The sequence below is a fragment of the Bacillus coreaensis genome (assembly GCF_050586445.1).
Classification (GTDB): Bacteria; Bacillota; Bacilli; order Bacillales; family Cytobacillaceae; genus Robertmurraya_A; species Robertmurraya_A coreaensis.
Genome location: NZ_JBOCCY010000015.1, coordinates 55,141 through 67,946 on the forward strand (window position 1 = coordinate 55,141; position 12,806 = coordinate 67,946).

At 38.2% G+C, this 12,806-nt stretch carries 12 protein-coding genes; 11 read left to right on the plus strand and 1 reads right to left on the minus strand.

Annotated features, from left to right (window positions below; all coding sequences use genetic code 11):
* Positions 1 to 10: 10 nt before the first annotated feature.
* From ACQ5H4_RS18600 to ACQ5H4_RS18650, 11 genes are all read left to right on the plus strand, one after another.
* Positions 11 to 1,000, plus strand: a complete 990-nt coding sequence (locus ACQ5H4_RS18600) for an alpha-ketoacid dehydrogenase subunit beta (RefSeq protein WP_119709613.1) — start codon at positions 11 to 13, stop codon at positions 998 to 1,000.
* Positions 1,001 to 1,014: 14 nt separating this feature from the next.
* Positions 1,015 to 2,364, plus strand: coding sequence for a dihydrolipoamide acetyltransferase family protein (locus tag ACQ5H4_RS18605; RefSeq protein ID WP_430776489.1), 1,350 nt, complete (start codon positions 1,015 to 1,017; stop codon positions 2,362 to 2,364).
* Between the two features lie 14 nt (positions 2,365 to 2,378).
* On the plus strand, positions 2,379 to 3,788 hold the full coding sequence (gene lpdA / locus ACQ5H4_RS18610; protein WP_430776490.1) for a dihydrolipoyl dehydrogenase: 1,410 nt from the start codon (positions 2,379 to 2,381) through the stop codon (positions 3,786 to 3,788).
* A gap of 191 nt (positions 3,789 to 3,979) precedes the next feature.
* Positions 3,980 to 4,939: a sugar-binding transcriptional regulator gene (locus ACQ5H4_RS18615; RefSeq protein ID WP_430776491.1), complete on the plus strand. Its 960-nt coding sequence runs from the start codon at positions 3,980 to 3,982 to the stop codon at positions 4,937 to 4,939.
* Between the two features lie 853 nt (positions 4,940 to 5,792).
* Positions 5,793 to 7,835, plus strand: coding sequence for a BglG family transcription antiterminator (locus ACQ5H4_RS18620; RefSeq protein ID WP_430776492.1), 2,043 nt, complete (start codon positions 5,793 to 5,795; stop codon positions 7,833 to 7,835).
* Complete coding sequence (locus ACQ5H4_RS18625) at positions 7,807 to 8,310, plus strand: PTS sugar transporter subunit IIA (RefSeq protein ID WP_430776493.1); 504 nt, start codon at positions 7,807 to 7,809, stop codon at positions 8,308 to 8,310. Before ACQ5H4_RS18620 ends, ACQ5H4_RS18625 begins: the two co-directional genes overlap by 29 nt.
* A 28-nt stretch (positions 8,311 to 8,338) precedes the next feature.
* Positions 8,339 to 9,697 carry a PTS galactitol transporter subunit IIC gene (locus ACQ5H4_RS18630; RefSeq protein ID WP_430776494.1) on the plus strand — a complete coding sequence of 453 codons (1,359 nt, stop codon included), beginning with the start codon at positions 8,339 to 8,341 and terminating at the stop codon, positions 9,695 to 9,697.
* A 32-nt stretch (positions 9,698 to 9,729) separates the two neighbouring features.
* Positions 9,730 to 10,404, plus strand: a complete 675-nt coding sequence (locus ACQ5H4_RS18635) for an L-ribulose-5-phosphate 4-epimerase (RefSeq protein ID WP_430776495.1) — start codon at positions 9,730 to 9,732, stop codon at positions 10,402 to 10,404.
* Between the two features lie 6 nt (positions 10,405 to 10,410).
* The gene (locus tag ACQ5H4_RS18640; protein WP_430776496.1) at positions 10,411 to 10,695 is read left to right on the plus strand and encodes a PTS sugar transporter subunit IIB; all 285 of its coding nucleotides are present in this window, start codon (positions 10,411 to 10,413) and stop codon (positions 10,693 to 10,695) included.
* Positions 10,696 to 10,867: 172 nt separating this feature from the next.
* Positions 10,868 to 11,404, plus strand: a complete 537-nt coding sequence (locus ACQ5H4_RS18645) for a D-glycero-alpha-D-manno-heptose-1,7-bisphosphate 7-phosphatase (RefSeq protein ID WP_430776497.1) — start codon at positions 10,868 to 10,870, stop codon at positions 11,402 to 11,404.
* Positions 11,405 to 12,047: 643 nt separating this feature from the next.
* Complete coding sequence (locus tag ACQ5H4_RS18650; RefSeq protein ID WP_430776498.1) at positions 12,048 to 12,170, plus strand: hypothetical protein; 123 nt, start codon at positions 12,048 to 12,050, stop codon at positions 12,168 to 12,170.
* Between the two features lie 219 nt (positions 12,171 to 12,389).
* Here the strand turns inward: ACQ5H4_RS18650 and ACQ5H4_RS18655 are convergent, their stop codons facing one another.
* On the minus strand, positions 12,390 to 12,698 hold the full coding sequence (locus ACQ5H4_RS18655) for a hypothetical protein (RefSeq protein WP_430776499.1): 309 nt from the start codon (positions 12,696 to 12,698) through the stop codon (positions 12,390 to 12,392).
* Positions 12,699 to 12,806: the final 108 nt, after the last annotated feature.

The following is a 12,806-nucleotide window of genomic DNA, read 5'->3' on the forward strand; positions in this document are numbered from 1 at the left end:
AGTAGAAAACATGGCTACTAGACAAATAACCTATTTAGAAGCAGTAAGGGAAGCAATGAGCTTAGAAATGCGGGAAAACAATGATGTATTTATTCTTGGTGAAGATATCGGTGTTTATGGAGGAGCTTTTGGTGTAACACGTGGAATGATTGAAGAGTTTGGACCTGAACGTGTCCGTAATACACCCATCTCAGAAGCGGCGATTGCTGGTGCGGCAATAGGATCGGCATTAACTGGAATGCGTCCTATATTAGAACTTCAATTTTCTGATTTTATTACGATCGCTATGGATCAAATGGTGAACCAAGCTGCGAAGACCCGTTATATGTTTGGAGGCAAGGGAAAAGTACCAATGGTATTACGGACACCAGCTGGTTCGGGTACTGGTGCTGCTGCCCAGCATTCACAAAGTCTTGAAGCTTGGATGGCTCATATCCCAGGATTAAAAGTCGTTCAGCCGTCCACAGCTTATGATGTAAAAGGTTTGTTAAAAGCAGCCATTGACGATGATAACCCAGTTATTTTCTACGAACACAAACTATTGTATAAAACGACGGGTGATGTTCCTGAGGAATCCTACAAAATTGAATTAGGTAAAGCAGATATCAAGCGTGAAGGTACAGATGTCACGATTGTTGCTACTGCTATCATGGTTCATAAAGCAATGGAAGCAGCAGTGGAACTTGAAAAAGAAGGAATCAGTGTAGAAGTAGTGGATCCTCGTACCATTGTTCCACTCGATAAAGAAACGATTATTAATTCTGTAAAGAAGACCGGACGTTTAATTGTTGTTCATGAAGCTGTGCAACGGGGAGGATTCGGTGGGGAAATCGTTAGTGTTGTTGCTGAAAGCGAAGCATTTGACTATTTAGATGCTCCAATAAAGCGACTCGGCGGTAAAGAGGTTCCGATTCCTTATAACCCTAAATTAGAAAGAGCGGCCATTCCGCAAGTTCCAGATATTATCGAAGCTGTTAAAGAAACTGTTAAGAATAAGTAAGGAGGAGGGGCAATATGGCAAAAGAAATATTTATGCCGAAGCTAAGCAGCACGATGGCAGTGGGTACCCTCCTTCAGTGGCTTAAAGAAGAAGGGGAAACCGTTGAAATAGGTGAACCACTTTTTGAAATCATGACAGACAAAATCAATATTGAAGTAGAGGCTTACGATGAAGGTGTATTATTAAAAAAATACTTTGATGTCGACGCTGAAGTTCCGGTCAACCAAATTATTGGTTACATTGGCGAAGTAGGAGAAAAAGTACCTGACAGTTCACCAGGGATTGCTGGGGAAGAACCAACAGCAGAGGAACAAATAGAAGAGGTGATTTCCGAACGTCAAGAGGAACCTGTACTAGTAAGTAATATTCAAAAAGGTGAGAAACCACGTGCAACCCCGGCAGCACGCCAAATGGCACGCTCGAATAAACTTGAATTGGTATTCATTAAAGGCAGCGGCCCAAATGGTCGTGTGCATAAAAAAGATGTGCTTAGTCATCTAGAGGCGACTGCATCAGCATCAAAAGCTACTCCTCTTGCAAGGAAAATTGCCTTAGCCGAACAAGTAGACTTATCTGCCGTAACTGGTAGCGGTGCGAACGGGAAAATCGTTAAAGCTGATGTGGTAACCGCAAACTCTTCTAAGCCAGCACCACCAGCAGCCGCTTCTATACCAGCTGCACAGCGAAGAAAAATGACGGGTATGAGAAAAGTAATTGCTGACAGAATGGCACAAAGTGCTTACACAGCACCACATGTAACATTAACGACAGAAGTGGAAATGTTGAAGGTAAAGGAACTTCGTCAAACACTTCTACCTGTAATTGAAAAGCAAACAGGCTTCCGGTTGTCGTTTACTGATATCCTCGTAAAAGCTGTAGGTGTAGCACTGGCTCGTCATCCACAGGTAAATGTATCAATTGACGGGGACGAAATTATTCAGCATAGCCAGGTTCATATCGGACTAGCTGTTGCTGTCCAGGATGGATTAATGGTTCCAGTAATTAAAGATGTTTTGAGTAAGGGACTTGCAGAGTTAACAAGTGATGCAAAAGAAATTGGTAAACGTGCTCGCGAAAATAAATTACTTCCAGATCAAATGAAGGGATCTACATTTACCATTAGTAACCTGGGTATGTATGCAGTTGATGCATTTACTCCAATTATTAATCAGCCTGAAAGTGCCATTCTTGGTGTTGGTCGAATTCAAGATAAGCCTGTGGCTATAAATGGTGCTCTTGAAATACGTCCTATGATGACGCTTAGTCTATCCTTCGACCACCGAGCGATGGATGGAGCACCGGCTGCTGCGTTCTTAACAGAGTTAAAGCAAATACTCGAAAGTCCATACGAGTTATTGGTATAGGGGGTGAATAATACATGGTGAAATCCTACGATATAGTTGTGGTTGGAGGAGGACCCGGAGGCTATGTAGCTGCCTTGCATGCTGCGGAGCTTGGTAAAAAAACTGCTCTCATCGAGGTAGACTTCCTCGGTGGAACATGTCTAAACCGCGGCTGTATCCCATCAAAGACCTATTTGAAACATTCTGAAGTCATTGAGCAAATTGAAAAGGCGAAGGATTGGGGCATTGAAACTGGTGACCTTAGCTTTTCTTTTAGCAAAATGAAAAAGCGAAAAGATGATGTGATTCAGCGTCTACGTGGAGGCATCGCCTTTCTACTAAAACAGGGGAAGATTGATGTTTATAACGGATATGGATCGGTTCTACCCGGCGGAGAAGTAAAGGTAAAAACATCTGATGGGGAAGAGACTGTTAAGGCTGCAAAAGTGATTGTCGCAACGGGGTCGACCCCTGCTGTGCCGCCAATTGCTGGGCTGGATACCGTTCATTTTGATACAAGTGATACGATCTTTGATATTCCAGAGATTCCTAAATCAGTAATTATTATTGGTGGCGGAGTGATTGGAGTTGAATTTGCGACTATTTTTGCATCTCTTAAAGCACAAGTAAGTATTGTCGAGGCTGCTGACCGGATCATCCCCACAGAAGATGTGGAAGCTTCAAAATTTTTAACAAAGATGTTAAAGAAAAAGGGAATCAACATCCATACAGGTGCAAAAGTGCAAAGAGTTCAAGAAACAGAGGGTGTGAAAACCGTCATTTACCAGGATTCAAAGGGAAAAGAGCTTTCATTGCAAGCAGATACATTACTCGTAAGCACTGGACGCCGCCCAAATTTATCCGCAGTCACAGAACTTAATCTAGAACAGAACGGCCCATTCATTAAAGTTAATAAAAAGATGGAAACAACTCACAATCATGTTTATGCAGTTGGGGATGTGATCGGCGGTTGGCAGCTCGCACACGCGGCAAGTGCAGAAGGAATTGTTGCCGCGAATAATGCTGCTGGAGAGATGGATGTTATCGACTATAAAGTCATGCCCCGTTGTATTTATACGCTCCCTGAAATCGCCTCCGTTGGCCTGTCGGAGGAGGAAGCGAAAAAACAAGGGATTGATATTTGTGTAGAAAAATTTGACTTTGCTGGTAGTGGGAAAGCACTGAGTGCTGGAGAACCGGAAGGATTTACAAAGATTATCTATGAGGCAAAATACGGTGAAATCATCGGTGTGGTTATGGCTGGGTCACATGTAACGGAAATGATCTCAGAAGCTTCCGCTTTCATGTATTTAGAAGGGACGATAGATGAGGCTGCCAAAATGATTCATCCGCATCCGTCATTATCAGAGACTTTCTACGAAGCCGCAGTGAATGCGGTTAATAAGCTAAGACAACAACAAAAAGCAGTACAATCAGCGGTATAGTAATTGGTTAGTAAAAACAACATAAAAATAACAGCCAAGTATCATCATATTGAGTTGTTACAGAAAAGTGCCGAGAATGATTATTCTCGGCACTTTTGCGATACGATGTGATGATTTTAAAAAAGATATGTTGTAATATGTTCATATACATAACATTTGTAAAATGGTTAATCGATGACGCCTAGAAGGAGATGGCTAGAGTGGAGTGGCAAGAAAAGAGACAATTAGTTAAGGTTTCTAGTATGTATTACAATGATGGCTGGACACAAGCACAAATTGCCCAAAAATTGGGTGTTTCGAGACCTGTAATATCTAAGTTACTACAAAGAGCGAAGGATGAAGGAATTGTTAAGGTCTATATAAAAGATGAGAGTGTGCACACGGTAGAATTAGAAAGGAAGCTTGAACAATTATTCGGACTTTCTGATGCTGTTGTTGTCCCAAACAACGGATTATCTGTGGAAATGGCAAAGCGAGAAGTTGGTCAAGCAGGTGCCAGCTATATCTCTAACAATCTAAAAGATGTTAAGAGCATTGGAATCTCCTGGGGAGAAACGTTGGCATATCTCGTTCAAGAATACCCTTTTGAGCGAAGAGATGATATTACGGTTGTACCACTAGAAGGTGGTATGGGTGTGAAGCAGGTGCAAATTCATGCTAATCAACTTGCAAACGAATTAGCCAAAAAGCTTCACAGTACTTGTACTTATTTATACGCTCCAGCAATTGTTGAAAATGAAGAGCTAAAAGAGCGGTTAATGGGTATGGAGGATATCCAAACAGTTTTAGAAAGTGGTAGGAATGTAGATATTGCTCTCGTTGGTATAGGAAATCCTTTCCAGAACTCCACCTTGATGAAATTAGGATACTTAAAAGAAAATGATTTAATTCAGCTCCGTGAGGTTGGAACGATTGGAGATATAGGTTTTCGATTTTTTGATGAGAATGGCCAGGCGATCAATAATTCTTTAAATACCAAAGTAATTGGAATTACCATTGAAGAATTTCAATGTATCAATAAAGTAATTGCTGTCGTTGAAGGGGAACATAAAGTAGAAAGTATATTGGGAGCATTAAAAGGGAAATTTATTGATGTTTTAATTACCGATGAATTAACTGCAAGTGCAATTCTAAAAAAAATTAACCACTAAACACTATCTTGTACCTTTTTGTGGAAAAGTCGAATATAATATAATATTAATTTGTGGTCTACATTGGGAAAATAATAAAAATGCAAAAAAGTATTCCTAAATAAGGAGAGGTTAAGTTGAAGATCACTGAGTATGATGTCTCCCTATATTGCTCTCGTTGTCATGATGAAACACTTCATTGTGTTCAGTATTTAAATGATAAAATATCAAGTACAGAGTGTACAAATTGCCATCGTAAAATTGATATGCACTTAAATCCTAAAAGAGAATTATATAAAGAAATATATAAACGTATTATTTCGAAACCTACCAGGCTAACACAAGAATATAAAGATGATTTAAACAAGTTCATTGGGGAGTTTCCGAAACGGGCACTTAGTAAACCTTATCGTCTTATGAGATACGTGGACGAAACACGGAAAGCCCTAAAAAAAATTAATAAATTATAATAAATTTTAGAGAAAGCCTTTGTTTGCTGTTCATCATACGGTGTTCTTGTTGCATGAGTGGCGGCTGCACAAGCATATATTCCACATGATAAAAATATAGAAGAGTTTGTATTAAAGTGTAATTCAAATGAGACGGTATCCATGATGGTACCGTTTTTTTATTTGCTATTTGGGTTGGAATACCATTAGAAAAGATTTTTCCGGTAATTTTCACTCTAAAGTGATTGACGAAAATGTACTATAAGGGGTAAGTTTATTACAAAGGTAACAGTTATGAACAAATGTAAAATATTCGGCACAAACTTGCACACAAAATGATGTTAGTAAAGGAGAAAAATTGATATGAAAACGTTTTCAATTTATTCGGCACCTCAACTATAATAAAGACAGAAGGAGGTATATCGATGTTCCTTGATGATCGAAGTGTAAATTTATTAAATGAATTAATTAGAACACCTCAAATAAAAAATAAGGAACTAGAAGGGAAATTTAAGCTTAGCAGACGGCAGATCTCATACTCAATTGAGAAAATTAATCATTGGTTAGAAACGAAGAATTTAACACCGATAACAAAGAGTAGAAACGGTAACTTTATTATTGATAAAAAAATATTTGAGCATTTTTCAGTCCCGCATCCATCTGTTAATCAATTGCAAGAATATATCCCGACTGAAAAGGAACGTGCACTTTTAATTATTTTATATTTACTCGGAAAAAAAGAAGAGGTTTCACTATTTCATATAATTGATCTTTTTAACGTAAGCAAAAACACAGGGATAAGCGATATCAAAGAGGCATCAGAATTCATTAAAAAGTATTCCTTGTCCATCGTTTATAGCCGAGCTGATGGGTATGTAATTGCCGGGGATGAATTTCAAATTCGAAAACTATTAATTATCGTAGTTAAATCCGTTTTAAATTTGTTTAATGGACATAAGTACTTCGAGAAGGTTTTACAACTCGATATTTCTCCAATGACGGAAAAAGTAAAATCTATTGAAACCTCATTAAACATCCATTTAACGGATGAAAGCTATGAAAGCTTACCTTATATAATAGAATTAATTTTTTCCCGAATTGAACAGGGACATTTTTTAAACGCTGATTTTCACATTGGCATAATGGAGTTAGCTGATACGGAGGAATACTTAGTTACGGAGCTACTATTAAATGAGGATATGGATTTACCAATAAGTGAAAGAATATGGCTTACACTCCAACTATTAACCTCAAATGTTCTTCAATCGGATATTCTTACTGATCAAAGGTTAAACGAATTAAAGTTTGCAATCCTGGATATGCTTGACCTTTTTGAAAAAAAATCGTGTATCTTTATTGATGATAAAAAAGATATCCTCGATAAATTAATGATTCATATGAGACCAGCATACTATCGGATCAAATATCATCTTACATTAAAAGAACATTACTCAATTCAGTTAATCGAGGAGTACCTGGAGTTGCATGAGATGGTCTCAGCTTCAATAAATCCACTCGAAAAATTAATAGGAGAGAAATTCCCAAAAGGTGAGCTTGCCTTTATTACAATGTTTCTTGCAGGGCAACTCATTAAACAGGGTGAAGAGCTTCATAAAAAGAAACGAGCAGTAGTTATTTGTACAAACGGTCTGACTGTGTCAAAAATAATGAAGCAAACGTTGAAAGAAATATTTCCAGAGTTTTATTTTGCAGAAAGCCTATCTTTAAGACAGTTCCAAATGTATCAACAGGATTACCATATTATTTTTAGCACCATTCCAATCCAGTCCGCGCAACCTGTGTATTTAATTAATCCACTCATGACTTTACACGAAAAAGAATTGTTACGAAAACAAGTTATTTCCACCATCGATAAGAGTGGCTATGAAACTATTAATATAAATAAATTAATAGAAACCATTAAACAAAACGCAATTATAACAGATGAGACCGCCTTGATGACTTCGTTGTCCAGTTTATTTCAAGATAGTCAGAAGAGGGATATAAAAGACAATAATGTTATATCGTATGGTTTGAGGAAATTTTTACCTAGTGATTTTATTCAATATAGAGACAACGTTGAAAATTGGCAAGAGGCAATTAGAATCGCCTGTGAGCCTTTAGTAAAAAACAATATCATCAAATCATCTTATGTGAACACTTTAATTGAAGACAATGATCATCAGCAGATATACAGTTTTTTAGGTGAAAACATGGCGATTCCGCATGCGGCAACGGAAAAGGGAGTGCTAGCTGACGCATTTGCAATGCTTATTTTAAAGAATCCGGTAGAGTTTGCTAATGGACAGAAGGTATCCATTGTTACACCGCTCGCTATTTATAACCCGAATCGCCATTTAAAGGCACTCTTCCAATTGGCAGATCTTGCTGAAGACAATGAAAAAATGTCTAAATTACTAGACTCAAAGGAGGTAACTGATGCGTGGCTTATTATCAACGGAAGTTGAGACAGTAGGGGGAAAAACCATGTTTTTTGATAAAAATATTACGTTTATTAATTTAGAAGCAAGTGATCGTTCAGATGCAATTAGGAAAATGGCCTTGTCTTTATATGAAGCGAACTTAGTTTCCTCAACTTTTGAGAAAGGTGTTTTGGAAAGAGAAGATACTTTTCCAACCGGCCTGGCAGTCGGGACCCTTGGGGTAGCAATTCCCCATACAGATGCTGATAAAGTCATTACACCACAGATTGCTTTTGCCTCGTTAAAAGAACCGGTTAAATTCCGCTTGATGGGAAATGGGAATGAAGAGGTTGATGTTTCATTAATTTTCATGCTTGCATTAAAAAAATCCGAGGATCAGTTAACGATGTTACAACAGTTAATGGAGATCTTTCAAGACCAAGAATTATTAAAGGATTTTGCTGAGTGTAAGAGTCAGGAAGGCTTACAGCAATTGTTAAATAAGGTTGGACTAGAGTAAAAAATATAATTGAATAAGGGGGATTTTTATGGCTGTTCTACAATGGTTCGTTGATCTTGGTGCAAGTGTTATGCTACCTATTCTACTGTTTATCTTTGGAATTATACTAGGAACCAAACCAGCAAAAGCCTTTAAAGCGGGTTTAACTGTTGGAATTGGATTCGTTGGTTTGAACCTTGTCATTGGCTTGTTAACAAACAGTTTAGGGCCTGCATCGAAAGCGATGGTTGATAATTTTGGTTTTCAACTCGGTACGATTGATGTTGGTTGGCCTGCTGCTGCAGCCATTTCATACGGTACAGCTTTAGGAAGTTTAGCCATTCCATTAGGTATCGGTTTAAATGTAGTCCTATTGATTACAGGGTTAACAAAAACATTGGACGTTGATATTTGGGATTATTGGCACTGTGCCTTTACGGGTTCACTAGTTTACGCTCTAACTGGAAACTTTGCACTTGGCCTATATACGATTGCCATCCATTTAGTTGTGATCTTCTTCCTAGGTGATTTAATTGCCAAGGATGTTCAAAAATTTTATGGGTTTCCAAAGATTACATTTCCACATGGTGCATCTGCTCCGTCCTATTTAGTAGCGAAACCATTAAATTGGGTCTTTGATAGAATACCTGGTTTTAATAAATTAGAAGCCAATCCTGAAACCATTCAAAAGAAAATTGGGATTTTCGGGGACTCAACAGTAATGGGTGTGTTAATTGGGGTTGTGATTGGTTTCTTGGCAGGTTACAGTGTGAGTGAAGTGATGCAGCTTGCTGTTCAAACAGGAGCCGTTATGATGTTAATGCCTCGAATGGTATCTTTACTTATGGAAGGGCTTTCTCCTATTTCAGAAGCTGCTAGTGAGTTTGTTAAAAGACGGATGCCAGGACGAGATCTTTATATTGGAATGGATAGTGCCTTATCGGTAGGGCATCCGGCTGTTCTATCAGCATCATTAATTATTGTACCAATCACCTTGTTTTTAGCTGTCATTTTACCAGGGAACAAAGTCTTGCCATTTGGTGACTTAGCAACAATTCCATTCTTAGTTTGTTTGATGACACCAGTTTTCAGAGGGAATATTATTAGAACGGTCGTTGCAGGAACTATATACATGGCGGTTGGATTGTTAATAGCTTCATGGGCGGCACCATTAATTACCGATGCTGCTTTGGCTGCGAAATTTGATATGGCAGGGAATTCTAGTATTTCTGCACTCGTTGATGGGGCTGTCTGGACGACATTTATTTTTGTTGGATTAGCACAGTTTCTTAGCTGGGGTGGAATTACGATCATAGGCGTTGTTGCCTTAGCGGGTTTAATATATATAAATAAAATTAAACCTAAACGTGAAGCAAAGTTAAACGATGACGTTGGTACCAGTTTATAATGAAAACTTTATGTGATAGAAGGTGATGTACAATGTTGGAGATTTGGAAACAGCTAGTATGTGACGCGAATAAAGCATTAAAAGAATTACAGCTTGTCAAATGGACCAGTGGAAATGTAAGCTATCGAGATTATGAGAGTAATAGGGTGGTTATCAAACCAAGTGGGGTTCACTTTGATGTGTTAAAGCCAGAGGATATGGTCATTGTTGATTTAGATGGAAATGTCATCGAGGGAAGATTAAAACCGTCGGTAGATATGGCAAGTCATTTATATGTCTATCGCCATCGTGATGATATTCATAGTGTAGTACACACTCATTCTCCGTTTGCAACAAGCTTTGCGATACGTGGGCTCGATATACCTTCTTACACGACAACAGCAGCTAATTTGTTTAAAAATCGAGTGCCTTGTTCTGATTATGCTGCTATTGGTGAGGAAGATATAGGGAAGCAGATTATAGATCATATCTATGATTCGCCTGCTGTGTTACTTCGAAGCCATGGAGTATTCACTGTTGGAAAAGATATTGAACATGCATTAAAGGCAGCTGTCATTTTAGAGGAAACAGCAGAATATGCACATTATGCTACCTTACATGAACCAGATCTCCAGCCGCTTAGCAAAGAAGTGATTAAGCAGTGTAACCATTTTTATAGTACTACTTATGGACAAAAAGAAGAAATTCAAACTACAAAAAAAGGGTGATAAGAAATGAAAAAATTATTGATTATGTGTGGAACGGGTATTGCAACATCTACAATTGTAACAGGAAAGGTAAAGACATGGTTAGAAGATAATGGACTTCAAAATAAGGTTAAGCTCTATCAATCAAAGATCAGTGAGGAATTAAGCCGCATCGATGAATACGATATTATTGTGTCAACTACGTTAGTACCTGATAATATAAAGAGTAGAGTTATCGATGGGGTGCCATTACTCACAGGAATGGGCAAAGAAGAGATGTTTGAAAAAATCAAAACACAAATTCTTGCGTAATTAAATCTAAATATTCGTAAGAGATACCAGCATACGGTTAGAAGCACCACAGTAGTTAGACATTAAAATCTAACAATTGGGGTGTTTTTATTTTTTATCTATGTCTAAGGTTGGTAATAGTATTACGTCAATATGTACATGATTAAAATAAATAAACTGAGGGGGTAAAAAGGTGGGTAAACAAGCGGTATTTTTAGATAGAGATGGCGTTATAAACGAAGTGTTAACAAAAAGAGTAAAATTCGTAAACAAGCCATCGGAATTATTTTTTTTACCTGGTGTTCCAGAGGCTATACGAAAATTAAATAAAGTGTTTGGAGACAACATTTTTGTTGTGACAAATCAGGGGGGAGTTGGGCTAGGGTTCATGAAAGTGAATCAACTCGAAACGATTCATGAACACATGATAGGTGAACTTAAAAAGGAGGGGGCAGTCATCAAAGATGTGGCCTACTGCCCTCATAAACCAAAAGCGGGATGTGTATGCAGAAAACCTGGCTCGAAAATGATTACTGACTTAGCCGAAAAATATCAGATTGACCTAGCACAGTCTTATATGGTCGGTGATACGGACACAGACATCCAAGCAGGGAAGAAAGTAGGAACTAAAGGTGTATTTCTTGGAGAGAGTGACCCACTAGCAGATGCCGTATTTCCTGATTTATTAAGGGCATCTGATTGGATTATAGAAGATGCTACAAAATCTTGATAAAAACAATGCCCCAACTCTTTTGATAAGTAGTTCCGATAACGTGGAGAAATACTAAACAAACATTATAAATCACATAGTAAATAACAGTAAATCTAGCAATTGAATGAACATATTAATTAGCACCTATTCTTGTCCGAATACGAGGTTCATTAGGACGGGATGATCTGGAAGATTACCTATTGTTGTCCGAATACGAGGTGGATTCGGACAGGAAGACCGGGAAATTGCCTATTGTTGTCCGAATACGAGGTTCATTCGGGCAGGAAGACCGGGAAATTGCCTATAGTTGTCCGAATACGAGGTAGATTCGGACAGGAAGACCGGGAAATTGCCTATAGTTGTCCGAATACGAGGTAGATTCGGACAGGAAGACCGTGAGATTGCCTATAGTTGTCCGAATACGAGGTAGATTCGGACAGGAAGACCGTGAGATTACCTATAGTTGTCCGAATACGAGGTGGATTCGGACAGGAAGACCGGGAAATTGCCTATTGTTGTCCGAGTACGGGGTGGATTCGGACAGGAAGACTGGGAAATTGCCTATAGTTGTCCGAATACGAGGTAGATGCGGACAGGAAGACCATGAAATTGCCTATAATTGTCCGAATACGAGGTGGATTCGGACAGGAAGACCGTGAGATTGCCTATAGTTGTCCGAATACGAGGTGGATTCGGACAGGAAGACCGTGAAATTGCCTATTGTTGTCCAAATAAGTGGTTTATTCAAAACAGGAGTATTTTAACAGAAGAATTCGCACTCTAATAAACAAGTTGACAATAGATATTGTCATCCTGAGATTTAGACGGATAACTGTTATGTTAATTCATGTAGAATAATTCAATAATCGTTGATTTAATAAGATTTATTAAAGCCCCCAATCACTATGGGATTGGGGTTATGATTTTAAAGGTTATTTCTAATGTTTCTCCACAAAAACTGAACCACTTACTCTTTTGAGATGAGGCCGCTAATTTTCTGTTGTTATGATATATCTGAAATGTGTTGGTTTTCGATATCCTTTGTGGAAATATACAGTTGTCCGATCATTTTACCAAGATTCCTAACATATTCCTCGATTTCAGGAGGGGTATATCCAACAGAATTCCACGCTGCTTCTCTTCCTCCATACATACCAAGCGCTCTCTTTGAACTTAGTATACGTTTTACTTCTCCATAATGAAGATAAACTTCCCATAACCATTGATAGTGGTCTTCTGAGCTAATTCCAACCATTTTAAGATTGGACCAATTATTATCGGTATCACCTAGTTTACTTAATTTGTGGATCATAATACTCCATCTCCTTATGATTATGTCTTAGTTATTGACATATCATAGGGTGTTTATAACTGGAGAGTAATGGTCGTAGATTGTAATTGGCAGCAATGGAAGTTCCTT